Consider the following 24783-nt stretch of genomic DNA (forward strand, 5'->3'; position numbering starts at 1 on the left):
CATCGATACTCACAATTCGATTCAACGGTACTCGGCGAATGCGCCGGCCACAGGCGCCGTCGACTCACGCAGGACAATGCTTGGGGTGACGATACGCTGGTCGGTCGGCAATCCAGGGGTGGCAATGCGGCGCAGCAACAGCTCCGCCGCCTGCTCGCCCAGCTGCAGGATCGACTGGCCAACTGTAGTCAGCGCCGGATACACATAACGACTCATCTGGATATCGTCGAAGCCGATCACCGACAGTTCGCTCGGCACCCGGATATTGCGCTCCGCCGCCGCACGCAGCACACCGATGCCCATCATGTCGTTGCCGGCGAAGATCGCGCTGGGCCGGTTGCGCTCCAACAGCTGGGCCGCCGCGTGATAACCGCCGGTACTGGTGAAGTCGCTCTGCAGGATGCGCTGCGCAGGCACCTCCACGCCGGCTTCGCGCAACGCCCGCTGGAACCCCGCCAGACGCAATTGCGCCACGCTGGTGTAGTCCGGGCCGCCGATGCAGGCGATATCGCGATGGCCCAACTCGAGCAGATGACGGGTAGCCAGATACGCACCGTATTCGTGGTCGATACGCACCAGGTCCGCATCCACCCCTTCCAGCCCGCGGTCGACGATCACCATCGGCGTGCGCACGGCGGCCAGGCCCTTGGCCAGCCCGCCGTCGCCACCGGCCGAGGTCACGATCAGGCCGTCGATACGTTTTTCCAATAGCACCCGTAGGTAGCTGCGCTGTTTTTCCGGGTCGTCGTCGGAGTTACAGAGAATCACGCAGTAGCCGTTGCGCTCGCAATAATCCTCGATCCCTCGGGCCAGCTCGGCGAAATACGGGTTGAGGCTGTTGGGCACCAACAGGCCGATGGTCGCCGTGGTCTTGGCCTTCAGCGAGCGCGCCACGGCGCTGGGCACGTAGTCGAGCTGCTGGATCGCCGCCTCGACCTTGATCCGCACTTCCTCGCTGACCGGACGCGTCTTGTTCAGCACGTGGGAAACCGTGGTGTAGGAAATCCCTGCGAGCGCCGCCACATCTTTGATCGTTGCCATGACTCAGCTCCGCCGGCTTGCGCGTTGGCTGCGATAAGTATCCAGTACCACCGCAATCACGATGACCGCGCCGGTGATGATGCGTTTGGTCGGCTCGGTCGCGCCGATCTGCGCCAGCCCCGCGGCCAGCACCGAGATAATCAATACGCCGAAAAAGGTGCTGATCACCGACCCGCGCCCGCCCATCAGACTGGTGCCGCCAATCACCACGGCCGCGATCACTTGTAGCTCCAGGCCGGAACCGGCATTCGGGTCCGCAGCCTCCAGGCGGGAAATCTGGAACAGCGCGGCGATGCCCGCCAGCAGCCCCATCAGGCTGAACACCAGGATCTTGTAGGGTTTGGGGTTGATGCCCGCCAACCGCACCGCCTCCTCGTTGGTGCCGATGCCGATCAGGTAACGGCCGAACACCGTGCGCGTCAGCACTGCCTGGGCGATGAAGATGATCAGCAAGGCAATGATGAACGATGGCGAGATACCGAAGGCGATCGGGTTCGACAACCAGGCGAAGGCATCACCGATATAGGCGGTGCGCGAGCCGGTCATCTGGTAAGCCACGCCGCGGGCCATTTCCAGCACACCGAGGGAGACGATGAACGAAGGAATACGCCAGGCGACAGTGATAGAACCGGTGATGGTCCCGGCCAATGCCGCGCAGCCCATGCCCAGCAATGCCGCCGGAACCACGCTCCAGCCCCAGCCGAGAATCGCCACGCTGACGGTCGAGGCCGCCAGGGCCAGCACCGAGCCGACAGACAAATCGATGCCGCCGATGATCAGGACAAAAGTCATGCCTACCGCCAGCACCATCAGGTCCGGGATCTGGTTGGCCAGGGTGCTGAAGGTGTCGTAGGAAAGAAAGTGGCTGCTCAGTGTCGAGAACAGCGCAATCATTGCCAGCAAGGCACCGGCCAGCCCCAGGTAGGTGCCGAGGCCGTAATAGTTGCCGCCACGTTTGCCGGCCGAAGATGCAGTTGTCATGGAAGATCCCTAGGCGCCGCTTCGTTGAGCAACGCATCACGTTTTTGATAGCCGGCGAAAGCGGCGGCAAGCAGTTCATCCTGGGTCCAGCTGTCGCGCTCGAAGGTATCGATCAGGCGCCCGGCGGACAGCACGCCAATCCGATCGCAGATCAGCATCAGCTCCCGCAGGTCGCTGGAGACCACCACCAGCGCCTTGCCCTGGCGGGTCAGTTCGCCAAGCAGGCCATAGATATCGAATTTGGCGCCGACATCGATGCCCCGGGTCGGCTCGTCGAACAGCAGCACCGCGCAATCGCGCTCCAGCCAGCGGCCGATGACCACCTTCTGCTGATTGCCCCCGGACAGTTCGGACACCAGCTGCGCGGGCCCCGAACTGCGAATGCGCATGGCATCGATCTGCCGCTGCGCCAATGCCGATTCGTCACGACCATTGACCAGGCCGCCACTGGAGATCTCCGGCATGTTGCCCAGGGCGATATTGGCGCTGATGGATTGCGTCAGCAGCAGACCTTCACCCTTGCGGTCCTCGGTGATCAGGGCAATGCCGTGGGCCACTGCATCGACCGGCGAACGGATATTCGCCACCTGCGCCGGATAACCCAGGGCCACCGTGCCGCTGTCAGCCTTGTCGGCGCCGAAGATCAGTCGCAACAGTTCGGTGCGCCCCGCCCCGATCAACCCGGAAATACCGAAGATCTCACCGCTGCGCACCTCGAAAGACACGTCCAGAACCTTGTCGGAACGACTCAGGCCGCTGACCGTCAGGGCCGGCGCGCCAATCTTGCGCGGGCCGAGATCGATGTGTTCGCCCAGCTCGCGCCCTACCATCAGGTTGACCAGTTGCTCGCTGTTGTAATTGGCCATCGGCTCGACACAGACCAGGCAACCGTCGCGCAGCACCGCAATGCGCTGCGCGACCCGGGCCAGCTCTTCCAGGCGATGGGAGATATAGATGATGGCCACGCCACGGGCCTGTAGACGAGTGATCTGTTCGAAGAGCAACTCGACTTCGCGAGCCGTGAGCATCGCGGTCGGCTCGTCGAGGATCAGCACATGGCAGTCGCCGATCAGGTTGCGCGCGATCTCCACCATCTGCTGGTGGCCAATCCCCAGTTCGCCGACCAGAGTATCGGGGTCGATGGCCTCCAGGCCGACCTGGGCCATAGCTTCGATCGCCGCCTTGCGCAACTGCTTGCGACTGATCCAGCCGCCGAGGCTGGGCAGGTTATCGAGGAACAGGTTCTCGGCCACCGACAGCGTCGGCAACAGGTTGAGTTCCTGCATGACCATACGGATGCCCAGCTCTTCGGCCTGGGTGCGACTGCCAGGACGGTAAGCCTGGCCGTTGAAGCGCATCTCGCCGGTGGTCGGGGTCACCAGGCCACCAATGATTTTCGACAGGGTGCTTTTGCCCGCGCCGTTTTCCCCGGTCAGCGCCAGCACCTCCCCGCGCATCAGCGTCAGGTCGATGCCAGTCAATACCGGTTGCGCATAGGTCTTGCCGATACCGCTGACCGAAAGGACAGCGTTCACAGCGGAAACTGACATAAGAAACTCTCCATGCGCCCGCCTGTTTAGGCGGGCGCCGTTGCGCCGCCAGAAAGATTACTGGGTGACCAGCTCAACCGGAGTTTCGATCACGCCATTGGCGCCACCGTCCACCTTCTCGCCCTTGAGGATCTTCAGCGCCGTTTCGATCCCGAAGACCGCCTGCTTGGCGGCGAACTGGTCGGCGGTCGCCAGCACGCGACCGTCCTTGAGCATCGGCTTGATGGCATTGATGTTGTCGTAGCCGACCACCTTGACCTTGCCGGCCTTGCCCGCCGCGCGCACCGCCGAGACGGCACCGACGGCCATGCTGTCGTTGCCGGCCAGCAGCGCCTTGAGGTTCGGGTATTCGCTGAGCATGGCGGCGGCGACGCGGTTGCCGGCATCGATTTCCCAGTCGCCGGATTGCAGCGAGACCACCTTGATCTGCGCGGCCTCCATCGCATCCTTGAAGCCTGCGGTGCGCTGCTGGGCGTTGGTGGTGGTCGACACGCCTTCGATGATGCCGACTTCGTCCCCGGCCTTCAGGTCCTTGGCCAGGTACTCGCCCACCAGGCGCGCGCCCTTGCGGTTGTCGGGGCCGACAAAAGGCACGCTGATGTTTTTGCTTTTGAGTACGGCCGGATCCAGCTGGTTGTCGATGTTGATCACGGTGATACCGGCGTCCACCGCCTTCTTGATCACCGGCACCATGGCCTTGGAGTCCGCCGGGGCGATCACCAGCGCGTTGACCTTGGAAACGATCATCTGCTCGACGATACGGATCTGGTTGGCGGTGTCGGTTTCATCCTTGATGCCGTTGGAAACCAGGTCGAAATCGGCGGCATGGTCTTTTTGATAAGCCTTGGCGCCGTCTTCCATGGTGAGGAAAAATTCGTTGGCCAGGGATTTCATGACCAGGGCGACCTTGGGTTTTTCCGGGGCCTCGGCGAATGCCGAAGAGAGGGGAAGCGTAGCGGATGCGGCAGCCAGAACAGCGACAGCGAGAAGACGTCCAGCGAATGGCAGCTTCATGGATTCACTCCGATCTTATGATTATTGTGAGCAACGCTTGCGCCGGAGTACGCTCGACAACCTTCAGACCCCGATTAACGCGGCTTGAAGCGAACCTGAGAGGTGTATGACTTTTATCGCCCAGGGCCTGCGCAAACGTTTGCGTAAAACGAACTATGCGAACCCTGCCGCTATTTGTCAACGGGGAAGCCAAGCCCCATGAGCCGCCCCGTCACAACATCACACAATCATGCGGTGGTACTGACCAGTGCGCCTGACGAAGCGTCCTTGCTCAGCTCCTTACTCAGTTCCTTGACCAGCTTCCCCGCCACTTCCTGCAGCGCACCGTTGGTACCGGCGATCTGGCCTTGAATCGCCATCACCATGGTCGCCTTGGCTTCAGGGGTCGGATAACTCGCCGCCTGGGCAGCGGCCAACTGCTGCTGTTGCTCCTGCAATTGGGCCTGCAGTTCTTTCATGCGCTTGAGCAGCATTTTCACCACCAGGCTTTGATTGTCCCCTTCGGAGTCTTGAGTCTCGGCCTTCTCGGCCTCGGAACCGGACGCCACTCGCAGCTTGCCCTCTTCATCGATCCCCAGGACTTGCGCAGCGCTATCGGCGGCGCCCTGGCTCAGAGCCTCGATAGTGGCCGGTGATTTACCGTTGATAGTGATGGCCCCGGCAGCGGGAAAACCGACAGAAATAGACATGTGAGCTCCATAAAGAAACGATCCTTGAAGGGCATCGGCTGCAAGGACCATCTCTTTAATTCAGCTTTTTCCTCATGAAAATCAGAACTGTCGGACAACCGAACGTAAATCTTCCGAGCATTCGGAAAACCGGACAACGAAACGGCCATCGAATCCGATAACTAAAAATAAGTTGATATAAATCATTAAGTTAAAAGAGTTTTGCGACCACAGTCCGGCTGGTACAGATCCTGCTGTTCCCTTTCGCCCGCGGCATTCAGATCTGTCTCGGGTGTATCTAGATGAACCTGCACCAGCACCGTCTCACTACTAGAGAGAAAATAATGAAATCTGCTTTCAACACCCTTGTTCCGGGCGCTTTGGCCCTCCTCTTGCTCCTTCCGACTGCATTGCAGGCCAAGGAAGTCGAAACCAAACAGAAGCTGGCCAACGTGGTCGTGCTCGCTACCGGCGGCACCATTGCCGGCGCTGGCGCCAGTGCCGCCAACAGCGCCACCTACCAGGCCGCCAAAGTCGGCATCGAGCAGTTGATCGCCGGGATCCCCGAGCTGAGCCAGGTCGCCAATGTGCGTGGCGAACAGGTCATGCAGATCGCCTCTGAAAGCATCACCAACGAAAACCTGCTGCAACTGGGCCGTCGCGTCGCCGAACTGGCCGACAGCAAAGACGTCGATGGCATCGTCATCACCCACGGCACCGACACCCTGGAAGAAACCGCTTACTTCCTGAACCTGGTGGAAAAGACCGACAAGCCCATCGTAGTGGTCGGATCCATGCGTCCGGGCACCGCCATGTCCGCCGACGGCATGCTCAACCTGTACAACGCCGTCGCCGTCGCCGGCAGCAAGGAAGCCCATGGCAAGGGCGTGCTGGTCACCATGAACGACGAGATCCAGTCGGGTCGCGACGTCAGCAAAATGATCAATATCAAGACCGAAGCCTTCAAGAGCCCATGGGGCCCACTGGGCATGGTGGTGGAAGGTAAATCCTACTGGTTCCGCCTGCCGGCCAAGCGTCACACCCTGGATTCGGAATTCGACATCAAGACCATCAAGAGCCTGCCTGACGTCGAAATCGCCTATGGCTACGGCAACGTCAGCGACACCGCCTACAAGGCCCTGGCCCAGTCCGGCGCCAAAGCCATCATCCACGCCGGTACCGGCAATGGCTCGGTGTCTTCCCGCGTAGTGCCGGCCCTGCAGGAGCTGCGCAAGAATGGCGTACAGATCATTCGTTCGTCCCACGTCAATGCCGGCGGCTTCGTACTGCGCAACGCGGAACAGCCTGACGACAAATACGACTGGGTCGTGGCCAACGACCTGAACCCGCAGAAAGCCCGCATCCTGGCCATGGTCGCTCTGACCAAGACCCAGGACAGCAAGGAACTGCAGCGGATGTTCTGGGAATACTGATTGGCCCGCCCGACCTGTTCTGGTCGGGCACCGCTCTACCCCACACTCGCCCGCCCTGGGCGAGTGCTCCGCCCCGGTTGGCCTGCCCTCTTCTTTATCCCGCAGATAAAAAACTCAATCGTTTTGCAGCAATCCGCGGATATCGCTGTCAGAAGAACCTCTTGAATTTTAAGCGGTTGCGAAATTCCCTACAGTAAAATACTGTACGCGCATACAGCTTAATAAGGAATGTTCCGTGCCCACCACAGCACCACCAAGCTCTTATGAACGCCTCGGTTTGCGCGTTCAGAAAATCATCAATTCGCCCAATGCACAAAAAGCCAAGGCCGCCCTGATCTTCCGTCAGCCCGACGAAGCGGTCGACGAGTGGGAGCGCCTGCTCGAAGAAATCGCCGAAAACGACAACGTCACCCTCGCCTATCGCGATGACGGCGGTGTGCAGATTTTCTGGGTTGTGCCGAAGGAAGACTGAGTCGATGATTGCCCGCTGTTTTGCTGTACTGCTGTTTTGCGTTGCCCTGAATGCCCACGCCGATGCGCCCCGTACCTTCAACGAAGCGAAGAAAATCGCCTGGAAGCTGTACGCCCCGCAATCCACCGAGTTCTACTGTGGCTGCAAGTACAGCGGCAATAGGGTCAACCTCGCCGCCTGCGGCTATGTCCCCCGCAAGAACGCTAATCGCGCCGCGCGCATCGAATGGGAGCACATCGTTCCTGCCTGGCAGATCGGCCATCAGCGTCAATGCTGGCAGCAAGGCGGACGCAAGAACTGCACGCGCCACGACCCGATTTATCAACGCGCCGAAGCCGACCTGCACAACCTGGTACCGAGCATCGGCGAGGTCAATGGCGACCGTAACAACTTCAGCTTCGGCTGGCTGCCGGCGCGGTCCGGCCAGTACGGTTCGTGCCTGACGCAGGTCGACTTCAAGGCCAAGAAGGTCATGCCGCGCCCATCCATTCGCGGCATGATCGCCCGGACCTACTTCTATATGAGCAAGCAATACAACCTGCGCCTGTCGAAACAGGATCGCCAGTTGTACGAAGCCTGGAACAAGACCTATCCGGTACAACCCTGGGAGCGCCAGCGCAATCAGAACGTGGCTTGCGTGATGGGGCGTGGCAATGAGTTCGTCGGCCCGGTCAACCTGAAGGCCTGCGGCTGATATCCGTCCGGGTTGCCGATAAACGTCCGGGGCATGGACAGCCCCCTCAAGATGATTGAGCGCCGGCAAGACTGGCCTTGACCCGGCACCCAAAAGAACGGCTTATTGCGCGACGCGGTGCTCGATCACCTGCGGCTCGATATTGCGCTTCTTGGCCTTGGTCAGCTTCTCGACCAACTCGGCTTTCTTGGCTTCGGCTTCGGCCTGGGAATCGAACGGGCCGATCAGCACCCGATCCTTGCCATCTTCGACGACGACATAGGAAATGATCCCGTGTTCGATCAGCCAGCCGGCCAGATCGCTCGTCGCCTGAGGCAGGGTGCCGGCGACCAGCACATCCCATTGCGGCGTCGTGGCGGCCTGCGGCGGCTGCGCCTGGACAACCGGTGCCACCTTCTTGTCCACCTCGGCATACTTGCCTTCACCGCATCCCGCCAATGCCAGGACCGCCATCATCATCGCTACTGTGCGCACAACCTACCCCTTGAAAGTCTGAGGCGGCGATTTTAGCACCCCAATCCCCTGCACAAACGCCACAAAATCAGCGCAAAACAAGGAGAATGATATTTATCGCCTCTGTATAGTTGCACCTCGGGAATTAATACAGCGTCTGCGCGTCAGAAAGAGGCACCCACACAGTGGTACTTCGCAGTAATCTATACGCACTACTACCGACATCTGCACTGTCTGAATCAGGTGCCCTACTAAGCAATCAAGGAGAAGATCATGCTGATACTCACCCGCAAGGTCGGTGAAAGCATAAATATCGGTGACGACATCACGATCACCATTCTGGGCGTTAGCGGCCAGCAAGTCCGGATCGGCATCAATGCCCCGAAAGACGTCGCAGTCCATCGCGAAGAAATCTACCAACGGATCCAAGCCGGCCTCACCGCCCCGGACAAACGCGAAACACCTTGAGCGCCATGAGCGGCCAGCCCTTTGTCTCATCACAATGGCTGGCGCAGCGTCATCGTTGATTGATTCCCCGCAGCATCCTCCCCCTCTTCAAATGGCAGCGGCGCAGTTCAGGCCGCCAGCGCCAGCCCTGGCAAAAGTGCACTACCCAAGCTCTTCACTGATAGCGCTCCATCCCGGCAATCTGTCGATACGACTCGGCCGGGAGAAAGCCCTTCCTCGTTTTTGTATAAATACTCAGTAGCGTGGCAATGAGCAGGAGGAGTAATTTCAAGACCTACCGCCTCCGCGAACCCGCCGAGGCTCCCCCCCCCTTGCCATCGGCAGATGCTTTACGAACAAGGAGCGGTCATATGCAAGAGTTCGCTTACCTTCTGATCACCAACGACCTGAATGCGATTCGGACCATTGCCGCCTGCTCGACGGAGGGGCTCTACGAAGTCAAACGCGGAATATTCACCTTCCGCTCCGAGGCCAACGTCGACTACCTGCACCGCGTGCTGGCTATCGTCAGCGACGAGTTCGGCATCATTCCCGTGCAGCAGGCCGAGTTCAAAACCAACCGGGCCACCATCAGCAAGGCTTTCAGCCAACTCTGCTAGAGCGCGCGGTGCTCGATGACGCGCAACAGCCCGCAGCGAGCCCGAGGACACGCGACTCCTCACCTCATGACTGGCCGAGCATGACCCCACGCGCCATGCCACTGGCCGCCACTACTATCAGCACAATCAGCAGCGCCTGCAGGTGGCTGATGCGCGCAAACAGCGTGGCGCGACCGGTATCGATCGACGCCCCGCGCCCCAGGGCGATTCGCCATTTGATCAGCGCAACCATTGGCCATATTTCGAGCAACAGGATGATGACGAACAAGGTCATCTTGATGTGAAACAGCGGCTGGTGCAGGTAGTAGTCCGTGCCTTTTTCGTAGCCAGCGAAGGCACGCAGCAAGCCGGTGATCAACAACACCGCGGCGGCCAGCCCCCAGCCATTGTCGGCCAGCAGAGCCCGGCGCACATCCGCCCCTTCGGTGACCACGCGGCGCAACGCTGTACCGCGATTGAGCACCGCCGCAAAGGCGACAGCAAAGGCCAACAGGTGTACGGCTGCGAGAAACCAGTGCATGAGCATCGCTCCACTCTCCATTGACGGATGACAAAAAACGGCCTGTGAGTATTAGCCCATAACCCGCAGCTTTGCCTTGCCCGACACCCAATAAAAAAGGCGCCCGTCATCGGGGCGCCTCTGTACTGCTCCTAGCCGCGCTCACGCACGACGCTGAACCGCCACCTTGGCCCAAAGGGTGAAGGCGACATCCGGAGTCCAGCCGGCATTCGAGGTGTGCTCTTGAAAGCACAGATACAGATTGCCCTGATAAGTCACACCATCATCTTTGCGATAGTGATGATTCAACTGCCATTCCGGGTATTGCGGGTCAGGCACCCCGCCAGCGGTCTTGATGTTCAGGCTGGTACTGGGCAGCGACTGATTACCCTGGGCGTCCGTGGCGCTGACAAAGTAGCTGTACAGCGTATCGGTTTTCAGCCCCTCGTCCTTCAAGGTCAGCGAGGCCGTCTGGGCCACCGGCTTGCCATCGCGAAACAGGGTGTAGAACTCGATCGGACGAACACCGTGGGCAGCACTCCAGCTCAAGGTCACGCTGTTCTCTGTCTGCGCGGGAGAAAACAGGTTGCCCGGCGCCGAAGGTCGCTCCTCGCCGCTGCCGCCATGGATCAGCGGCGCATAACGATCACGGAACTCCCAGTTGTAACGGACGCCGTACTTGTTGAGGCCGTCATCCCAATTGACCGACCAGGTCATCAGGCCCTTGATCGACAATCCGGCACGATCCAGACGCTTGAAGGCATTGCTCACCGCCGCAGGATCGATGACATACCCGGTCGCTGCCGCGTCGACGTTGGCCGGCAGACCGATCACGAACTTGTCGGCAGGGATGGCGATATAGCCACGCGTACCGGTGACCAGGCTCTCGGTCAGATAAAACAGAAAGTCTTCCTTCAGCGCGTCGTTGTTCTGGGCAATCCAGGCACCCTGCCCGCCGTTGGCTTCCTGGACCCACAGACCGTCGCCGCCCTGGTTGTAGTATTGCGGCGCGATGAAATCGTAGTAGCCATCCAGCGCCTGGATATAACCGACGTATTTGCCGCCTGTGGCGAGGTAGGGAAACTCCGGCGCCATGCTGATGATGAAGTGCTTGCCCTCGCCTGCGTAGTGATCCTTCACCAGTTTGAGCGCCGCCGGCAGCACGATCTTGTTGTCGGCAAAATCGATGGCGCTTTGCTCGAGGTCGATGTCCAGCCCGTCGAAACCATAGGTTTCCACCAGACGGATGATTTCGTGGGCCAGCGCTTGCTCGTTGCCCTTGTGCAACTCGATATGAGCGTCCGCACCGCCAAGGGAAATCAACACCGCCCGCCCCTGGCTGTTGAGCACGCCAACCTGACGCCGGAACTCCTCGTCCGACAGGTTGTAGGGCTTGAAGGTGGGAATGCCATTGCCCTTCATGAAGGCTACCGCCACCACGTTGTATTCCCTGGGTACATCCACCAGGTCGAGGTTGGCGAACTGCCCCTGCTGGTAGCCGTCACTGGGGCCTGCCGGCCAGTTGTGCCAGAAGCCCATGAGGATCTTCTTGCCTGCGATCGACGGCATCAACGATGCCGAATCATTCGCCTGAGTCTTTACCGCTGCAAAGTTGATCTTGTTCACGTTCTAATCCTTCAGAACCATTTAAAGAAAATGACAACTTCTGCTGTTATTCAAAGTCGACTATTTGAAGTCGACGTCGAACGCCTGATAGAACGCATTGCCAGTGTTGGCGACAATCCACGCCAGAACAATCACGTGGTGGCCTTTCTTGTTCTTGGGCAGTGTCACTTGATGTTCGACCTTGGCCTTCATTTCATCGCCGTGCTGGTCATACGGAACTTGTGTGTAGAAGTCCTTGAAGAAAGCCTGCGGCTCCAGTTGCGCACGGCTGATACGCTGTCTCGTGTCCCAGCCATCTTTGGTGATGAACCAGCTGTAACCGCGGGTCACATGAGGAGCGGTGTACTCCCACTTGACCTGAAACACCTGCCCCGGATTGACGTTGAGCAACGGCCAGGAGAACGAACGCCCAAGCTTCCTCGACATTTCTTCATTGGTGAAGTTGAGACAGTCACGCTCGTCGGTCTTGCCGCCGCTGAGGATATACCCATCAGCCGGTGGCACAACGCTGGCGACGTCGCTCTCGTATGGTTTCTGAAAAGGTCCGCCCACCAGGGCCGGGAAATTTTTACCGCCTTCCATCTCATTGACCTGCCAGGTGCCGAGCAGCCCCAGCTCGACGGCGACAGCACCACGACTGGAGGGGGATACGACACGCCCGTGTTTCGGTTGAACTAATGGCTTATTCATTATTTTTCACTCCTTTGATTAAATGAATCTCCTTCTTGAGGAGAACTTTAAACTAGTCCAAATCAGTGTTTTGTCTACTGATCTCCGCATACAAAATGCCGAGCAAATTGTTGCACCTCAACAAAGCCGGGACATCAACGAATAATTACAGCGCAAACCTACAGAAAGAAAGGCAAATAACTTACACAAGCTAATAAATGAGTATTCAACTAGCCTCTTGTTAACCAACCCTTCAGGAAAAACAATGGAAATCTTCAATAAACCATAAACCCGGCAAGAGCCGGGTTCATGATCTGTTTACTGGATAACGTTTAAAAAGGAATTACAGGCAAGTCGCCAATGCGGCCAGTCTACGCTTGGCGACCCAGTTGTCCTGGACCGCGTAATAATTGACGGTGGTACCCGAAGCCTGCCCCCGAATATCGGCAAAGGACTCCGCCGAACGGGTATAGACCGTGTATCCACCCACCTTGGCAGACTCCAGATAGGCCGACGCATCCACACCGAACACAGCTTCGTCCTGCCAGGCAAACTGCACACACTGCGCCACGATTTGCTCCGCCTTGGCCGACGAGAGCACCTTGTAGGGGCTCTTCGAACGCGCCTCATTCATCGCCGAGCCGGCACATCCCGCCAGCAACGCCACGACCATTACCGCCATCAACACCCGCATCACGCTACCTCGCCGTAAAAACGCGACTGTATCACTCACATGCCAAGCCATTGGCACTCGGCTGCGAGAAAACCGCTCGCAGACCATTTCGCGCACTGGCCGGAAAAACAAAAACCCGCGCAAGGCGGGCTTCTTCATGAATCGATAACACCTCGGTTAAAGGCGGCGTAAAAACGAGCTCACAATACTCTTGGTGGCGGCCGTTGCATCCAGCTCACTGGCAGCCCCATAGGCATGCCAAGCGATGGCCGCAATTTCATTCAAGGGCCGGGCATCCTCGGCATTGGCCACAGCAACCTCGAATACGTGATGCCGTACATTGCCGGCGTCGAACTCCAGGATGTAAAGAGGCTCACTGGCATCCAGCCCTGTCTCCTCACGCAGCTCACGTATCGCGGCAGCAGCGAGAGACTCCCCAGGCTCGACCTTGCCGCCCGGTAAAGACCATTTTGCGCGATCCTTGCGGACAAAAAGAATTTGCCCTCCATGCGCACAAATCACCGTCGCTCTACTCTTCATACCTGCACCCTACCCGACCACATCCTGCCCGTATTGCGCAGGGAACGTGCATACAGACCGAAAACTGACTTAAAAGTGTCATAAAAATGTCATGAAATGCATAAGCATTAAGGATGCCAAAAAGACAACGGCATAGCCTGGAACAAAACCCATCCATACAGACGGACACATTCACTTCAAATAAAAACTGCATGCATCTCTATAGGTATCCGTGCATTCCAGGATTGTTGATGAGGAGAAGTCTCGAGACTCTTTCCATGACAATGAGTTTCCAATCCACATGACCTGTTTGTAATGACCGCCGAGATCAAGATGCATATTCAAATATCGGCCACCGGAGGTTACATAGATACAGCTATTTATAAAACCAACTTTATCGACACCTTGGTGAGTCAATACAAAATAGCTTTTCTCGAAGTTGGTAACAGCTTCCATGGCACCGTCAACCAGCACACCCACCCATTCAGCACCCTCACTTTTAGCTGGCGCGCTAAAAATGCCCATCATGCCCTTGATATCTCGCGGCGAAGGACATGATTCCTGATCACCCGGCCAGTCAGGGATATTGAGGTAATTACTAACAGGCGCGGCATGCACGAATGTAAATAGCTGCGAACACAGCAACACCCAACCCAACAATCTAGACACGTTCCATTCCTTCGTAAATATCAGAAGGAAGGTTCTATCAACTAGAACAATTTTAGAATGTAGGACGATTCCTAAAATATTAGATTTTTCTCTTAAGACCAGCAGTCTCTACATCGGAGCGCCCGCTCTTGGTGGTCAGTTGCAAAGTGCAGTCACAACGACGCCCCTGACTAAAGCGTGCTATCCACCTGGACCAGGCCAACCTCCAACGCCGCGAAGATCGCCAGCTTTAAGTCATCGGTGGACCTTGAAAGAACACTATCAGGAAGGGCACGCCGCAAAAGGAGATCGTGTACCTGGAGGCAGGTGCCGACTTGGCCTTTTGAGTGGTGGCTTTGCAAAGGTTTTGAAAACCGCGGACAACAAAAAAGGGCCCACCTTTCGGTGGGCCCTTCCAGACCGCCCAGCAGAGCGGATTTTGTTTGGTAGGCGCGATTGGACTCGAACCAACGACCCCCACCATGTCAAGGTGGTGCTCTAACCAACTGAGCTACGTGCCTGCTGTGAGGCGGCATTCTACGGAATTCCGGAGGGGTGTCAACACCTTTTTTGCAGCTAACCCTCTGAATATGCGAATTTTTATTTTTTGAGCCTGCCAAGAAGATTTTTCGATGGCTGGTAGGCGTTTTTCAACTCAGGTAGGATCCACGCAATCGTCAAGAATATTAAACAGAGGTTGCAGGATGGCGAACACACCTTACCCACAGTCGTATTACTCGGCGTCAGCCAACGCGGCTCCAACCCGCCCGCTGCTGCAAGATGATGTGGAAACCGATGTCTGCGTTATCGGTGCCGGCTACACCGGCCTCTCCAGCGCCCTGTTCCTACTTGAGAATGGTTTTAAAGTCACCGTCCTGGAAGCGGCCAAGGTTGGCTTCGGCGCTTCCGGGCGTAACGGTGGACAGATCGTCAATAGCTATAGCCGCGACATTGATGTGATTGAACGCAGTGTCGGCCCCAAGCAAGCTCAACTGCTTGGCCAGATGGCCTTCGAAGGCGGCAGGATCATCCGTGAGCGGGTCGCCAAGTATCAAATCCAGTGCGACCTGAAGGATGGCGGAGTGTTCGCCGCCATCACCAGCAAGCAGATGGGTCACCTGGAGTCGCAGAAGCGCCTGTGGGAGCGCTACGGCCACACCCAGCTGGAATTGCTGGATCAGCGCCGCATTCGCGAAGTCGTCGCTTGTGACCTGTACCAGGGCGGCATGCTCGACATGAGCGGCGGGCATATCCACCCACTCAATCTGGCCCTGGGTGAAGCGGCAGCCGTGGAATCTCTGGGTGGCATTATCTACGAGCAGTCCCCGGCGGTACGCATCGAACGCGGTGCCAATCCGGTGATACATACCCCTCAAGGCAAGGTCAGGGCCAAGTTCGTCATAGTCGCGGGCAACGCCTACCTGGGCAACCTGGTGCCGGAGCTGGCCGCCAAGTCAATGCCGTGCGGCACCCAGGTCATCACCACTGAACCATTGAGCGATGAGCTAGCAAAAAGTCTGCTTCCCCAGGACTACTGCGTCGAGGACTGCAACTATCTGCTGGATTACTACCGTCTTTCCGCCGACAAGCGCCTTATCTTTGGCGGCGGCGTAGTCTACGGCGCTCGCGACCCGGCAAATATCGAAGCCATCATCCGACCGAAGATGCTCAAGGCCTTCCCGCAACTCAAGGATGTGAAGATCGACTACGCCTGGACCGGCAACTTCCTGCTGACCCTGTCGCGCCTGCCGCAAGTCGGACGCCTGGGGGACAACATCTATTACTCCCAGGGCTGCAGCGGCCATGGCGTCACCTATACCCACCTGGCCGGCAAGGTACTGGCAGAGGCCCTGCGCGGCCAGGCAGAGCGTTTTGACGCCTTTGCCGAGCTACCGCACTACCCCTTCCCTGGCGGCCAGCTGTTGCGCACCCCATTTACTGCAATGGGCGCCTGGTATTACAGCCTGCGGGACAAGCTGGGATTCTGATAACCTGCCCCTCTGCAAATAAAAAACCGCCTATAAGGCGGTTTTTGGGGCTTTGCAGAGAGGCAATATCGACTGCCTGAGCAGTATCGAAAAAGCCGGATTCCGAAAACAAAAAACCCCGGTCTTTCGACCAGGGTCTTTGCTATCGATCCGAAGAGCTTGCGGCTTCTTCGTCACTTGAAGGCGTTCAGTGTTCCTTCAAGTAGATATGGCGCAGCGGACGGGACTCGAACCCGCGACCCCCGGCGTGACAGGCCGGTATTCTAACCGACTGAACTACCGCTGCGTATCGCTTGGACTTGCGTCCATGTAAACCGTTTAAATCATCTGACTGAAAAACTTCTAGGCTTTTCAATCTCAGAGCAGGAATACCTGATCTGTAAAATATGGCGCAGCGGACGGGACTCGAACCCGCGACCCCCGGCGTGACAGGCCGGTATTCTAACCGACTGAACTACCGCTGCGCGTCGGTTGGATGCTTCCGTGGAAGCCTCCGCCTTTCTTTCGAAAGACACTCAAGAAGTGGTGGGTGATGACGGGATCGAACCGCCGACCCTCTGCTTGTAAGGCAGATGCTCTCCCGGCTGAGCTAATCACCCTTTGCTTCGTTGAGGCCGCGAAATTTACGCAGATACCGATGCTAAGTCAATACCCTGCTTGAAGTTTTTCTGAAAAAGACAAAATCACGACAACGCCTGAAAAAGGAATCAACAACACCGACGACCTAAAGCCGTGCTCGTTGCGCCCTCCATACCCCATCAGTCGCGATAAATCATTTTTTTGCTCATGCCGCCGTCGACCACGAACTCCTGACCAGTGACAAAACCGGAGTTCTTCGACAACAGCCACGCCACCATCGCCGCCACATCCTCGACCGTCCCTACCCTGCCCGCCGGATGCTGGGCATGATCGGCATCGCTCAGGGGTTCGGCCCGACGCGCCGCCGGGTCCCGAGCGTCGATCCAGCCGGGGCTGACCGCATTGACCCGGATCTCCGGCCCCAGGCTCATGGCCAATGCATGGGTCAAGGCCAGCAGACCGCCCTTGCTCGCCGCATAGGCTTCAGTGTCCGGTTCCGATTGCCGGGCACGGGTAGATGCCAGGTTGACGATGGCTCCGCCATGAGCGCGCAGATATGGCGCACAGTGCTTGGCCAGGAGCATCGGACCGCTGAGGTTCACCGCCAGCACCCGATTCCAGTAAGCCAGGTCGAGGCTTTCCAGGGTGATGTTGCGCGGGTCAGCGACTGCTGCGTTACACACCAGCGCATCGAGGCGCCCGAACTGCCCCAGCACTTCGGCGACTCCCAGGGCGACCTGCGCTTCATCCGCCACATCCATGCCAATGAACCAGGCACTATCACCCAGGACCTTGGCCACCTGGGAGCCGCGTACGCGATCCAGATCGGTCAGCACCACCTGCCAGCCTTCGCTGATCAGCCAGGCAGCGATGCCCAGGCCGATACCGCGTGCCGCGCCAGTCACCAGCGCGACGCGGCCGTTGGCAACGCTCTGCTGTTCGGACAACTCGATCACAAGGCTGCCAACCCGCGCGCCAGGTCGGCTTGCAGGTCCACCACATCCTCAAGGCCGACAGCGATACGAATCAGGCTGTCACGAATGCCCGCCGCTTCACGTTCTTGCGGCGCCAGACGGCCGTGAGAGGTGGTGCTCGGATGAGTGATGGTGGTCTTGCTATCGCCCAGGTTGGCGGTAATGGAAATCAGGCGAGTAGCGTCGATAAAACGCCAGGCCCCGTCCTTGCCGCCCTTGACCTCAAAGCTCACCACCGCACCGAAACCACGTTGCTGACGCTTGGCCAGTTCGTATTGCGGATGGCTTGGCAGACCGGCGTAGTGCACCTTCTCGATACCGTCCTGCTGCTCCAGCCATTCGGCCAGGGCCTGGGCATTGGCACAATGGGCGCGCATCCGCAGATTGAGGGTTTCGAGGCCCTTGAGGAAGATCCAGGCGTTGAACGGACTCAGGGTCGGTCCCGCGGTACGCAGGAAACCCACCACTTCTTTCATCTGTTCGCTGCGGCCAGCCACCACACCGCCCATGCAACGACCCTGGCCATCGATGAACTTGGTCGCCGAGTGCACCACCACGTCTGCGCCCAGCTTCAGCGGCTGCTGCAACGCCGGAGTACAGAAACAGTTGTCGACCACCAGCATCGCGCCCTTGGCGTGAGCGATTTCGGACAATGCAGCGATATCCACCAGCTCGGCGAGCGGGTTGGACGGCGATTCAACGAACAGCAACTTGGTATTGGCCTTGATCGCCGCATCCCAGCCGGACAGGTCCGCCAGGGGCACGTAATCGACCTCAATACCGAAGCGCTTGAAATACTTTTCGAACAGGCTGATGGTCGAGCCAAACACACTGCGCGAAACCAGTACATGGTCGCCCGCGCTGCACAAACTCATGACCACCGAGAGAATCGCCGCCATGCCAGTGGCCGTGGCCACAGCCTGCTCGGCGCCTTCCAGGGCGGCGATACGCTCTTCGAACGCCCGCACGGTCGGGTTGGTGTAGCGGGAATAGACATTGCCCGGCACCTCGCCGGCGAACCGCGCGGCCGCATCGGCGGCCGTGCGGAACACGTAGCTGGAGGTGAAGAACATCGGATCACCGTGCTCCCCTTCCGGGGTACGGTGTTGGCCGGCGCGCACGGCCAGGGTGTCGAAAGCTACGCCATCAAGGTCGCTGTCCAGCCGACCGGCATCCCAATCCTGACTCATGCCGCCTACTCCTTATGTCTTCTAATGCTCTAGATCAGTTGTTGTACAGGTCGATGATCGCACTGACCGCCTGGGTCTTGGCCTTGGAGGCATCGTTACGTGCGTTTTCGATCTTGTTCAGGTAGGCCTCGTCGACGTCACCAGTGACATATTTGCCGTCGAACACCGCGCAGTCGAAGTTCTCGATCTTGATCTTGCCGCCACCGACCGCCTCGATCAGATCAGGCAGATCCTGGTAGATCAGCCAGTCGGCGCCGATCAGATCAGCCACATCCTGAGTCGAACGATTGTGTGCGATCAGTTCGTGAGCGCTCGGCATGTCGATGCCGTACACGTTCGGGAAACGCACGGCAGGCGCCGCGGAGCAGAAGTAGACGTTCTTCGCGCCGGCTTCACGGGCCATCTGGATGATCTGCTTGCAGGTGGTGCCGCGAACGATCGAGTCATCCACCAGCATCACGTTCTTGCCGCGGAACTCCAGCTCGATGGCATTGAGTTTCTGGCGCACGGATTTTTTCCGCGCGGCCTGGCCCGGCATGATGAAGGTCCGGCCGATGTAGCGGTTCTTCACGAAGCCTTCGCGGAACTTGACTCCCAAGTGGTTCGCCAGCTCCAGCGCCGCGGTACGGCTGGTATCCGGAATCGGGATGACCACATCGATATCGTGATCCGGACGCTCGCGCAGGATCTTCTCGGCCAGCTTCTCGCCCATGCGCAGGCGCGCCTTGTACACCGACACACCGTCGATGATCGAGTCCGGACGCGCCAGGTAGACATGTTCGAAAATGCACGGAGTCAGTTTCGGATTGGTCGCGCACTGACGGGTGTGCAGCTTGCCGTCTTCAGTGATGTAGACCGCTTCGCCCGGCGCCAGGTCGCGAATCAGGGTGAAGCCCAGCACATCCAGGGACACGCTTTCAGAGGCGATCATGTATTCGACGCCTTCGTCGGTGTGACGCTGACCGAAAACGATCGGGCGAATACCGTGAGGGTCGCGGAAGCCAACAATGCCATAACCGGTGACCATGGCGACTACCGCATAACCGCCAACGCAACGGTTGTGCACGTCGGTCACGGCGGCGAATACGTCTTCTTCGGTCGGTTGCAGCTTGCCGCGCTGGGCCAGCTCGTGAGCGAAGACGTTGAGCAGGACTTCCGAATCGGAATTGGTGTTGACGTGGCGCAAGTCAGACTCGTAGATCTCCTTGGCCAGCTGTTCAACATTGGTCAGGTTACCATTATGCGCCAGGGTGATGCCGTAAGGCGAGTTGACGTAAAACGGTTGAGCTTCGGCCGAAGTCGAGCTGCCAGCGGTCGGATACCGCACATGGCCAATACCCATGTGACCGACCAGGCGCTGCATGTGCCGTTGATGGAAAACGTCACGGACCAGGCCGTTGTCCTTGCGCAGGAATAACCGGCCATCATGGCTGGTCACGATACCGGCAGCGTCCTGGCCGCGGTGCTGGAGGACGGTTAGCGCGTCATACAGCGCCTGATTGACGTTCGACTTACCGACGATACCGACGATGCCACACATGCGACGCAACCCCTACTTAATGAAACTGAACTGAACACATCTTACTGAGGCGTTTTGGCCGGTAAGAGTTGTTCCTTGAACGGTATTTCAGCGGGTACGCTGATACCGCTGGCCAGCCACTGACTGCTCCACCCCAATATGAGGTTTTTTGACCAGTCTGCAACCAATAGAAATTGTGGCACCAGTCGCGACTGCTGCCACCAGGAATCCTGTTGTACCGGCCCCAGGCTCAACAGCCCGACCGCCACGACCACCAGCAACGCGCCACGCGCCGCGCCGAAGGCCATGCCGAGGAATCGATCGGTCCCGGATAGCCCGGTGACGCGAACCAATTCGCCGATAAGATAATTGATCATTGCGCCCACGATTAAAGTGGCGACAAACATGATGGCACAGCCCGCGATCACGCGAGCCGAGGGAGTCTCGATGTATCCGCTGAGGTATTCGGACAGAGAGCCACCAAACATCCAGGCAACGACTCCTGCGACGATCCAGGTAAGCAGCGACAGCGCTTCTTTGACGAAGCCGCGACTCAAACTGATCAAAGCGGAGATGGCGATGATTGCAACGATCGCCCAGTCAACCCAGGTAAATGGCACAGTGCAGCCTACAGACGGATAAGGCGGCGCATTTTAACAGAGCGCATGGCCGTCGGTAAGCTGCGATTCACTGTGCTTTGCAAATCAAGGCGATAGCCTTAACCGCGCTCAGGCTGGAAGCGCACGACAAAACCCTTGAGGTTCTGCTGACGGCTCAGCAAATCACGCAGGCGGTCTGCCTCGGCCCGCTCGATCAACGGACCGACGAATACCCGGTTCTTGCCATCGGCGGAACGGATATAAGCGTTGTACCCCTGGCTGCGCAGGGTTTTCTGCAGGTTCTCGGCGCTTTCCCGACTGGACAGGCTGGCCAGTTGCACCGACCAACTGACCGACAGGCCGTTTGCATCGACACGGCTTGGGGTTGCATCGGGCTTGGCTGGCGCTGCGGCAATCGGCTGGGCCGGAGCCGGCTTGGGGGCTGGCGCCGGAGGTGGAGTCACGGGCTTGCTCGCGGCGACTGGCGGTGCCACCGGGACTGGAGCCGGAGCAACCGGAGCGCTTGGCCCAATCGGCATCGAAGGCGCGGCCTGCTGGGCCACGTCTTCATCGGTGGGTACCGGCTCCTGTGGCAGCGCCTGCGGCTCTGGCACCACCACAGGCTCGACTTGCACCTGGGTTACAGCAGGCGCCTGAGGCACTGCTGGCGCCTCGACATTGACATGCCGCTGCTCATCTTCGCGGGAAAACAGCATCGGCAGGAAAATCACCGCCAACGCCACCAAAACCAGGGCCCCAACCATTCGCTGCTTGTAGACGTTATCCAGCATAGCCATGTGCAGCTTCCTCCGTGGAGCGCCGAGCGAGCCACTCGAGCGCCTCGGCAACACAATAAAAAGATCCGAACAGCAGAATCTCGTCTTCGGCCGTAGCCTGCGCACACTGCCCTTCCAAGGCTGCGGCGACACTTTCATAAGACGCTACCGAAGCCCCAAGGTTCTGCAGTGCCGCCTGCAAGTCCGCAACGGGACGCGCACGGGCAGAATCCAGCGGCGCCACCGCCCAATGCTCGACACAGGCATCCAGGCGGGCAACCACGCCCTCCAGATCCTTGTCCGCCAACAGGCCGAATACCGCCAGGCGCTTGCCCGCCACTGGTCGGCGCATCAGGCGCTCGGCCAGATACTCCGCTGCATGGGGGTTGTGCCCGACATCCAGCAACAGGTTCAGGCGCTTGCCCTGCCATTCGAACTGACGGCGATCCAGGCGCCCGACCACTCGTGTCTGCTGCAAGGCTTCGGCGATGCGTTCGGCCTGCCAAGGCAGCCCCAGCAACAAATAGGCCTGCAAGGCCAGCGCGGCGTTCTCCATGGGCAGATCGAGCAGCGGCAAGTCGCGCAGCTCGACAGCATTGCCCCGCGCATCGAGACCACGCCACTGCCAGTTCGCCTCGGTGATCCCCAGGTCGAAATCACGACCGCGCAGGAAGAACGGGCAGTTCAATTCACGCGCCTTATCCAGCAAGGGCTGAGGGGGATTCAGGTCACCGCAGAGCGCAGGCGTGCCCTGACGGAAAATTCCGGACTTCTCGAAGGCCACGGACTCACGGGTGTCACCCAGGTAATCGGCATGGTCGACGCCGATACTGGTGACCAGCGCCAGATCCGCATCCACCAGGTTGACCGCATCCAGGCGCCCACCCAGGCCGACTTCCAGCACCACGGCATCGAGACCGGCACGCTGGAACAGCCAGAAGGCCGCCAGGGTACCCATCTCGAAATAGGTCAGGGAAATTTCACCGCGTCCGGCTTCGACCGCGACAAAGGCCTCGCACAGCTCGGCATCGCTGGCTTCGACGCCATCGACCTGCACGCGCTCGTTGTAGCGCAACAGATGGGGAGAATTGTAGACACCGACCTTCAGCCCCTGGGCTCGCAGCAAGGACGCCACGAACGCACAGGTAGAACCCTTGCCGTTGGTACCGGTCACCGTGATGACCCGAGGCGCCAGCCTGCCCAATCCCATGCGGGACGCTACTTCTTGCGAGCGCTCCAGCCCCATGTCGATGGCTGACGGATGCAACTGCTCAAGGTAGGCAAGCCAGTCGCCAAGGGTACGCTCGGTCATATGTTTGCAGGCACCGGTGGCACCACGATCGCCTCGACAGGCGCGGCCACGAACTCAGGCGTCGGCAAGCCCATCAGTTGAGCCAGCAGGTTACCCAGGCGCGGACGCAGCTCCTGGCGCGGGATAATCATGTCGATAGCGCCATGCTCCAGCAGGAACTCGCTGCGCTGGAAACCTTCCGGCAGTTTTTCACGCACGGTCTGCTCGATCACGCGAGGACCGGCGAAACCGACCAGGGCCTTGGGTTCGGCGACAATCACGTCACCCAGCATCGCCAGGCTGGCGGAAACGCCACCGTAGACCGGGTCGGTCAACACGGAAATGAATGGCAGGCCTTCTTCACGCAGACGCGCCAGCACCGCGGAGGTCTTGGCCATCTGCATCAGGGAGATCAGCGCTTCCTGCATCCGCGCACCGCCGGAAGCGGAGAAGCAGACCATCGGGCAACGCTTTTCCAGCGCGTAGTTGGCAGCACGCACAAAACGCTCGCCAACGATGGCGCCCATGGAGCCGCCCATGAAGGAGAACTCGAACGCTGATACCACCACCGGCATCCCCAGCAGGGTACCGCTCATGGAAATCAGCGCGTCCTTTTCACCGGTCTGCTTCTGGGCCGCGGTCAGGCGATCCTTGTACTTTTTGCCGTCGCGGAATTTCAGACGGTCTACCGGCTCCAGGTCGGCGCCCAGTTCGGCACGGCCTTCAGCGTCGAGGAAAATGTCGATACGGGCGCGAGCGCCGATACGCATGTGGTGGTTGCACTTGGGGCAGACGTCCAGGGTCTTTTCCAGCTCCGGACGATACAGCACCGCCTCGCAGGACGGGCACTTGTGCCACAGACCTTCAGGCACCGAGCTTTTCTTCACCTCGGAACGCATGATCGAAGGGATCAGTTTGTCTACTAACCAGTTGCTCATGCTTTCTTTCTCCAGTACCGGCGGCCCGAACGCTCTGGTTCGCGGCCCCGCGTATGCCCTTGAGCTAAATTCATGTGTGCGGCGATGATCTGTTCGCTACCGCGGTCAGCGCGAGCTTGACCTGCCTGTACCGAACGGCTCCTCAGCCATCCCGACAACCCCCGGATAGAGCGGCTGCCACTTCGATTTCGGCCCGCCCAGCGACGGTGCCGGCCTGTTTTGTACAGTGGTGTTATGGACGGCGGCAGACTGCCAGCCGTCACATCGACTAACAGCTGCCGCGAACGGCCTGCATAAATGCGCGAATCTTTGCGTGATCCTTGATGCCCTTGCTCTGCTCCACCCCGCCGCTGACATCCACGGCGTACGGGCGAACCTGCGCTATCGCCTGTCCGACATTCTCGGCAGTCAAGCCACCGGCCAGGATAATCGGCTTGCTCAAGCCTTGCGGTACCAGTGACCAATCGAAGGCTTCGCCGGTTCCACCCGGCACGCCCTCGACGTAGGTATCGAGCAGGATGCCGCTGGCCCGCGCATAAACCGCGCAACGGCTGGCAATATCGTCGCCGGCCTTGACCCGCAGCGCCTTGATGTAGGGCCGGTGATAGCCCTCGCAGTCCGCCGGTGTTTCATCGCCGTGAAACTGCAACAGGTCCAGCGGCACCGCATCGAGGATCTCGCCCAGCTCGCAGCGGCTGGCATTGACGAACAGGCCCACGGTGGTCACGAACGGCGGCAGCGCGGCAATGATCGCCCGCGCCTGCTGGACGTTCACCGCCCGCGGGCTCTTGGCGTAGAACACCAGCCCGATGGCATCGGCCCCGGCCTCGACCGCCGCCAACGCATCCTCAATGCGGGTAATCCCACAAATTTTGCTGCGAACGGCTGACATGTCGTTTAAACCTCAGGGCAAATCCGGGGA

At 59.3% G+C, this 24783-nt stretch carries 26 protein-coding genes and 4 tRNA genes; 6 read left to right on the forward strand and 24 right to left on the reverse strand.

From position 1 onward, the window contains the following. Positions 1-21 precede the first annotated feature (21 nt). The 5 genes from AC07Y9_RS00565 to AC07Y9_RS00585 all read right to left on the reverse strand — a co-directional run bounded on the left by AC07Y9_RS00565 (position 22) and on the right by AC07Y9_RS00585 (position 5275). Positions 22-1041 (reverse strand): LacI family DNA-binding transcriptional regulator, encoded by a 1020-nt coding sequence (locus AC07Y9_RS00565; protein WP_007920529.1) that lies wholly within the window; start codon positions 1039-1041, stop codon positions 22-24. Between the two features lie 3 nt (positions 1042-1044). Beyond that, on the reverse strand, positions 1045-2022 hold the full coding sequence (locus tag AC07Y9_RS00570; protein ID WP_053278214.1) for an ABC transporter permease: 978 nt from the start codon (positions 2020-2022) through the stop codon (positions 1045-1047). After that, positions 2019-3572, reverse strand: a complete 1554-nt coding sequence (locus AC07Y9_RS00575; protein WP_101337359.1) for a sugar ABC transporter ATP-binding protein — start codon at positions 3570-3572, stop codon at positions 2019-2021. The genes AC07Y9_RS00570 and AC07Y9_RS00575 overlap by 4 nt, the downstream gene beginning before the upstream one ends. 57 nt (positions 3573-3629) lie before the next feature. Next, positions 3630-4586, reverse strand: coding sequence for a sugar ABC transporter substrate-binding protein (locus AC07Y9_RS00580; RefSeq protein WP_087088497.1), 957 nt, complete (start codon positions 4584-4586; stop codon positions 3630-3632). 227 nt (positions 4587-4813) lie between these two features. Next, positions 4814-5275: a hypothetical protein gene (locus AC07Y9_RS00585; RefSeq protein WP_087088499.1), complete on the reverse strand. Its 462-nt coding sequence runs from the start codon at positions 5273-5275 to the stop codon at positions 4814-4816. Between the two features lie 323 nt (positions 5276-5598). Here AC07Y9_RS00585 and AC07Y9_RS00590 point away from each other — a divergent pair, with 323 nt between their 5' ends. The 3 genes from AC07Y9_RS00590 to AC07Y9_RS00600 all read left to right on the forward strand — a co-directional run bounded on the left by AC07Y9_RS00590 (position 5599) and on the right by AC07Y9_RS00600 (position 7853). Then, positions 5599-6687: an asparaginase gene (locus AC07Y9_RS00590; protein ID WP_007920539.1), complete on the forward strand. Its 1089-nt coding sequence runs from the start codon at positions 5599-5601 to the stop codon at positions 6685-6687. A 235-nt stretch (positions 6688-6922) separates the two neighbouring features. After that, positions 6923-7159: a DUF1654 domain-containing protein gene (locus tag AC07Y9_RS00595; RefSeq protein ID WP_087088501.1), complete on the forward strand. Its 237-nt coding sequence runs from the start codon at positions 6923-6925 to the stop codon at positions 7157-7159. Between the two features lie 4 nt (positions 7160-7163). Then, positions 7164-7853 (forward strand): endonuclease, encoded by a 690-nt coding sequence (locus AC07Y9_RS00600; RefSeq protein ID WP_102680202.1) that lies wholly within the window; start codon positions 7164-7166, stop codon positions 7851-7853. A 102-nt stretch (positions 7854-7955) separates the two neighbouring features. Here the strand turns inward: AC07Y9_RS00600 and AC07Y9_RS00605 are convergent, their stop codons facing one another. After that, positions 7956-8312 carry a penicillin-binding protein activator LpoB gene (locus tag AC07Y9_RS00605; protein ID WP_102680203.1) on the reverse strand — a complete coding sequence of 119 codons (357 nt, stop codon included), beginning with the start codon at positions 8310-8312 and terminating at the stop codon, positions 7956-7958. A 267-nt stretch (positions 8313-8579) separates the two neighbouring features. Here AC07Y9_RS00605 and csrA point away from each other — a divergent pair, with 267 nt between their 5' ends. Continuing rightward, positions 8580-8774: a carbon storage regulator CsrA gene (csrA, locus tag AC07Y9_RS00610; RefSeq protein WP_007920550.1), complete on the forward strand. Its 195-nt coding sequence runs from the start codon at positions 8580-8582 to the stop codon at positions 8772-8774. Positions 8775-9124: 350 nt separating this feature from the next. After that, entirely contained in the window at positions 9125-9373 is a 249-nt protein-coding gene (locus AC07Y9_RS00615; protein ID WP_062823043.1) for a hypothetical protein, read from the forward strand. A 64-nt stretch (positions 9374-9437) separates the two neighbouring features. Here AC07Y9_RS00615 and AC07Y9_RS00620 read toward each other — a convergent pair whose 3' ends face one another. The 7 genes from AC07Y9_RS00620 to AC07Y9_RS00650 all read right to left on the reverse strand — a co-directional run bounded on the left by AC07Y9_RS00620 (position 9438) and on the right by AC07Y9_RS00650 (position 14528). Further along, positions 9438-9899, reverse strand: coding sequence for a DUF2214 family protein (locus tag AC07Y9_RS00620; RefSeq protein WP_087088506.1), 462 nt, complete (start codon positions 9897-9899; stop codon positions 9438-9440). Positions 9900-10034: 135 nt separating this feature from the next. Beyond that, positions 10035-11441, reverse strand: coding sequence for a carbohydrate-binding protein (locus AC07Y9_RS00625; RefSeq protein ID WP_219734950.1), 1407 nt, complete (start codon positions 11439-11441; stop codon positions 10035-10037). 117 nt (positions 11442-11558) lie between these two features. Next, positions 11559-12188 (reverse strand): lytic polysaccharide monooxygenase auxiliary activity family 9 protein, encoded by a 630-nt coding sequence (locus AC07Y9_RS00630; RefSeq protein ID WP_087088510.1) that lies wholly within the window; start codon positions 12186-12188, stop codon positions 11559-11561. Between the two features lie 322 nt (positions 12189-12510). Further along, a complete protein-coding gene (locus AC07Y9_RS00635; RefSeq protein ID WP_007920558.1) occupies positions 12511-12861 on the reverse strand; it encodes a hypothetical protein in 351 nt (116 codons plus the stop codon). A 156-nt stretch (positions 12862-13017) separates the two neighbouring features. Then, positions 13018-13380, reverse strand: coding sequence for an NUDIX hydrolase (locus AC07Y9_RS00640; protein WP_102680204.1), 363 nt, complete (start codon positions 13378-13380; stop codon positions 13018-13020). 171 nt (positions 13381-13551) lie between these two features. Next, complete coding sequence (locus AC07Y9_RS00645) at positions 13552-14028, reverse strand: DUF3757 domain-containing protein (protein ID WP_173679787.1); 477 nt, start codon at positions 14026-14028, stop codon at positions 13552-13554. 423 nt (positions 14029-14451) lie between these two features. Next, positions 14452-14528, reverse strand: a tRNA-Val gene (locus tag AC07Y9_RS00650). 183 nt (positions 14529-14711) lie between these two features. Here AC07Y9_RS00650 and AC07Y9_RS00655 point away from each other — a divergent pair. Further along, positions 14712-15995, forward strand: coding sequence for an NAD(P)/FAD-dependent oxidoreductase (locus tag AC07Y9_RS00655; RefSeq protein ID WP_102680206.1), 1284 nt, complete (start codon positions 14712-14714; stop codon positions 15993-15995). A 209-nt stretch (positions 15996-16204) separates the two neighbouring features. Here AC07Y9_RS00655 and AC07Y9_RS00660 read toward each other — a convergent pair. The 11 genes from AC07Y9_RS00660 to AC07Y9_RS00710 form a co-directional block, all read right to left on the reverse strand. Continuing rightward, a tRNA-Asp gene (locus tag AC07Y9_RS00660) sits at positions 16205-16281 on the reverse strand. Positions 16282-16382: 101 nt separating this feature from the next. Further along, positions 16383-16459: transfer RNA gene (locus AC07Y9_RS00665), tRNA-Asp, on the reverse strand. A 59-nt stretch (positions 16460-16518) separates the two neighbouring features. Beyond that, positions 16519-16594: transfer RNA gene (locus AC07Y9_RS00670), tRNA-Val, on the reverse strand. A gap of 159 nt (positions 16595-16753) precedes the next feature. Then, positions 16754-17521 carry an SDR family oxidoreductase gene (locus tag AC07Y9_RS00675; RefSeq protein WP_219734949.1) on the reverse strand — a complete coding sequence of 256 codons (768 nt, stop codon included), beginning with the start codon at positions 17519-17521 and terminating at the stop codon, positions 16754-16756. Between the two features lie 5 nt (positions 17522-17526). Beyond that, positions 17527-18738 (reverse strand): O-succinylhomoserine sulfhydrylase, encoded by a 1212-nt coding sequence (locus tag AC07Y9_RS00680; protein ID WP_007921971.1) that lies wholly within the window; start codon positions 18736-18738, stop codon positions 17527-17529. Positions 18739-18772: 34 nt separating this feature from the next. Continuing rightward, positions 18773-20278 (reverse strand): amidophosphoribosyltransferase, encoded by a 1506-nt coding sequence (gene purF / locus AC07Y9_RS00685; protein ID WP_007921973.1) that lies wholly within the window; start codon positions 20276-20278, stop codon positions 18773-18775. A gap of 41 nt (positions 20279-20319) precedes the next feature. Next, entirely contained in the window at positions 20320-20877 is a 558-nt protein-coding gene (locus AC07Y9_RS00690; protein WP_007921975.1) for a CvpA family protein, read from the reverse strand. 98 nt (positions 20878-20975) lie between these two features. After that, positions 20976-21653, reverse strand: a complete 678-nt coding sequence (locus tag AC07Y9_RS00695; protein ID WP_102678870.1) for an SPOR domain-containing protein — start codon at positions 21651-21653, stop codon at positions 20976-20978. After that, positions 21637-22944: a bifunctional tetrahydrofolate synthase/dihydrofolate synthase gene (gene folC / locus AC07Y9_RS00700; RefSeq protein WP_102678869.1), complete on the reverse strand. Its 1308-nt coding sequence runs from the start codon at positions 22942-22944 to the stop codon at positions 21637-21639. Before folC ends, AC07Y9_RS00695 begins: the two co-directional genes overlap by 17 nt. Continuing rightward, entirely contained in the window at positions 22941-23861 is a 921-nt protein-coding gene (gene accD / locus AC07Y9_RS00705) for an acetyl-CoA carboxylase, carboxyltransferase subunit beta (protein WP_007921980.1), read from the reverse strand. The genes folC and accD overlap by 4 nt, the downstream gene beginning before the upstream one ends. A 268-nt stretch (positions 23862-24129) precedes the next feature. Further along, positions 24130-24753, reverse strand: coding sequence for a phosphoribosylanthranilate isomerase (locus AC07Y9_RS00710; RefSeq protein ID WP_102678868.1), 624 nt, complete (start codon positions 24751-24753; stop codon positions 24130-24132). Positions 24754-24783: the final 30 nt, after the last annotated feature.

The sequence above is a fragment of the Pseudomonas sp. GW456-L12 genome (assembly GCF_059424045.1).

Coding starts and splice junctions, on each gene's coding strand:
- AC07Y9_RS00565 (WP_007920529.1), bottom strand. CDS start 1,041: ATGGCAACGATCAAAGATGTGGCGGCGCTCGCAGGGATTTCCTACACC.
- AC07Y9_RS00570 (WP_053278214.1), bottom strand. CDS start 2,022: ATGACAACTGCATCTTCGGCCGGCAAACGTGGCGGCAACTATTACGGC.
- AC07Y9_RS00575 (WP_101337359.1), bottom strand. CDS start 3,572: ATGTCAGTTTCCGCTGTGAACGCTGTCCTTTCGGTCAGCGGTATCGGC.
- AC07Y9_RS00580 (WP_087088497.1), bottom strand. CDS start 4,586: ATGAAGCTGCCATTCGCTGGACGTCTTCTCGCTGTCGCTGTTCTGGCT.
- AC07Y9_RS00585 (WP_087088499.1), bottom strand. CDS start 5,275: ATGTCTATTTCTGTCGGTTTTCCCGCTGCCGGGGCCATCACTATCAAC.
- AC07Y9_RS00590 (WP_007920539.1), top strand. CDS start 5,599: ATGAAATCTGCTTTCAACACCCTTGTTCCGGGCGCTTTGGCCCTCCTC.
- AC07Y9_RS00600 (WP_102680202.1), top strand. CDS start 7,164: ATGATTGCCCGCTGTTTTGCTGTACTGCTGTTTTGCGTTGCCCTGAAT.
- AC07Y9_RS00605 (WP_102680203.1), bottom strand. CDS start 8,312: ATGATGATGGCGGTCCTGGCATTGGCGGGATGCGGTGAAGGCAAGTAT.
- csrA (WP_007920550.1), top strand. CDS start 8,580: ATGCTGATACTCACCCGCAAGGTCGGTGAAAGCATAAATATCGGTGAC.
- AC07Y9_RS00615 (WP_062823043.1), top strand. CDS start 9,125: ATGCAAGAGTTCGCTTACCTTCTGATCACCAACGACCTGAATGCGATT.
- AC07Y9_RS00620 (WP_087088506.1), bottom strand. CDS start 9,899: ATGCTCATGCACTGGTTTCTCGCAGCCGTACACCTGTTGGCCTTTGCT.
- AC07Y9_RS00625 (WP_219734950.1), bottom strand. CDS start 11,441: ATGCCGTCGATCGCAGGCAAGAAGATCCTCATGGGCTTCTGGCACAAC.
- AC07Y9_RS00630 (WP_087088510.1), bottom strand. CDS start 12,188: ATGAATAAGCCATTAGTTCAACCGAAACACGGGCGTGTCGTATCCCCC.
- AC07Y9_RS00635 (WP_007920558.1), bottom strand. CDS start 12,861: ATGCGGGTGTTGATGGCGGTAATGGTCGTGGCGTTGCTGGCGGGATGT.
- AC07Y9_RS00640 (WP_102680204.1), bottom strand. CDS start 13,380: ATGAAGAGTAGAGCGACGGTGATTTGTGCGCATGGAGGGCAAATTCTT.
- AC07Y9_RS00655 (WP_102680206.1), top strand. CDS start 14,712: ATGGCGAACACACCTTACCCACAGTCGTATTACTCGGCGTCAGCCAAC.
- AC07Y9_RS00680 (WP_007921971.1), bottom strand. CDS start 18,738: ATGAGTCAGGATTGGGATGCCGGTCGGCTGGACAGCGACCTTGATGGC.
- purF (WP_007921973.1), bottom strand. CDS start 20,278: ATGTGTGGCATCGTCGGTATCGTCGGTAAGTCGAACGTCAATCAGGCG.
- AC07Y9_RS00695 (WP_102678870.1), bottom strand. CDS start 21,653: ATGGCTATGCTGGATAACGTCTACAAGCAGCGAATGGTTGGGGCCCTG.
- folC (WP_102678869.1), bottom strand. CDS start 22,944: ATGACCGAGCGTACCCTTGGCGACTGGCTTGCCTACCTTGAGCAGTTG.
- accD (WP_007921980.1), bottom strand. CDS start 23,861: ATGAGCAACTGGTTAGTAGACAAACTGATCCCTTCGATCATGCGTTCC.
- AC07Y9_RS00710 (WP_102678868.1), bottom strand. CDS start 24,753: ATGTCAGCCGTTCGCAGCAAAATTTGTGGGATTACCCGCATTGAGGAT.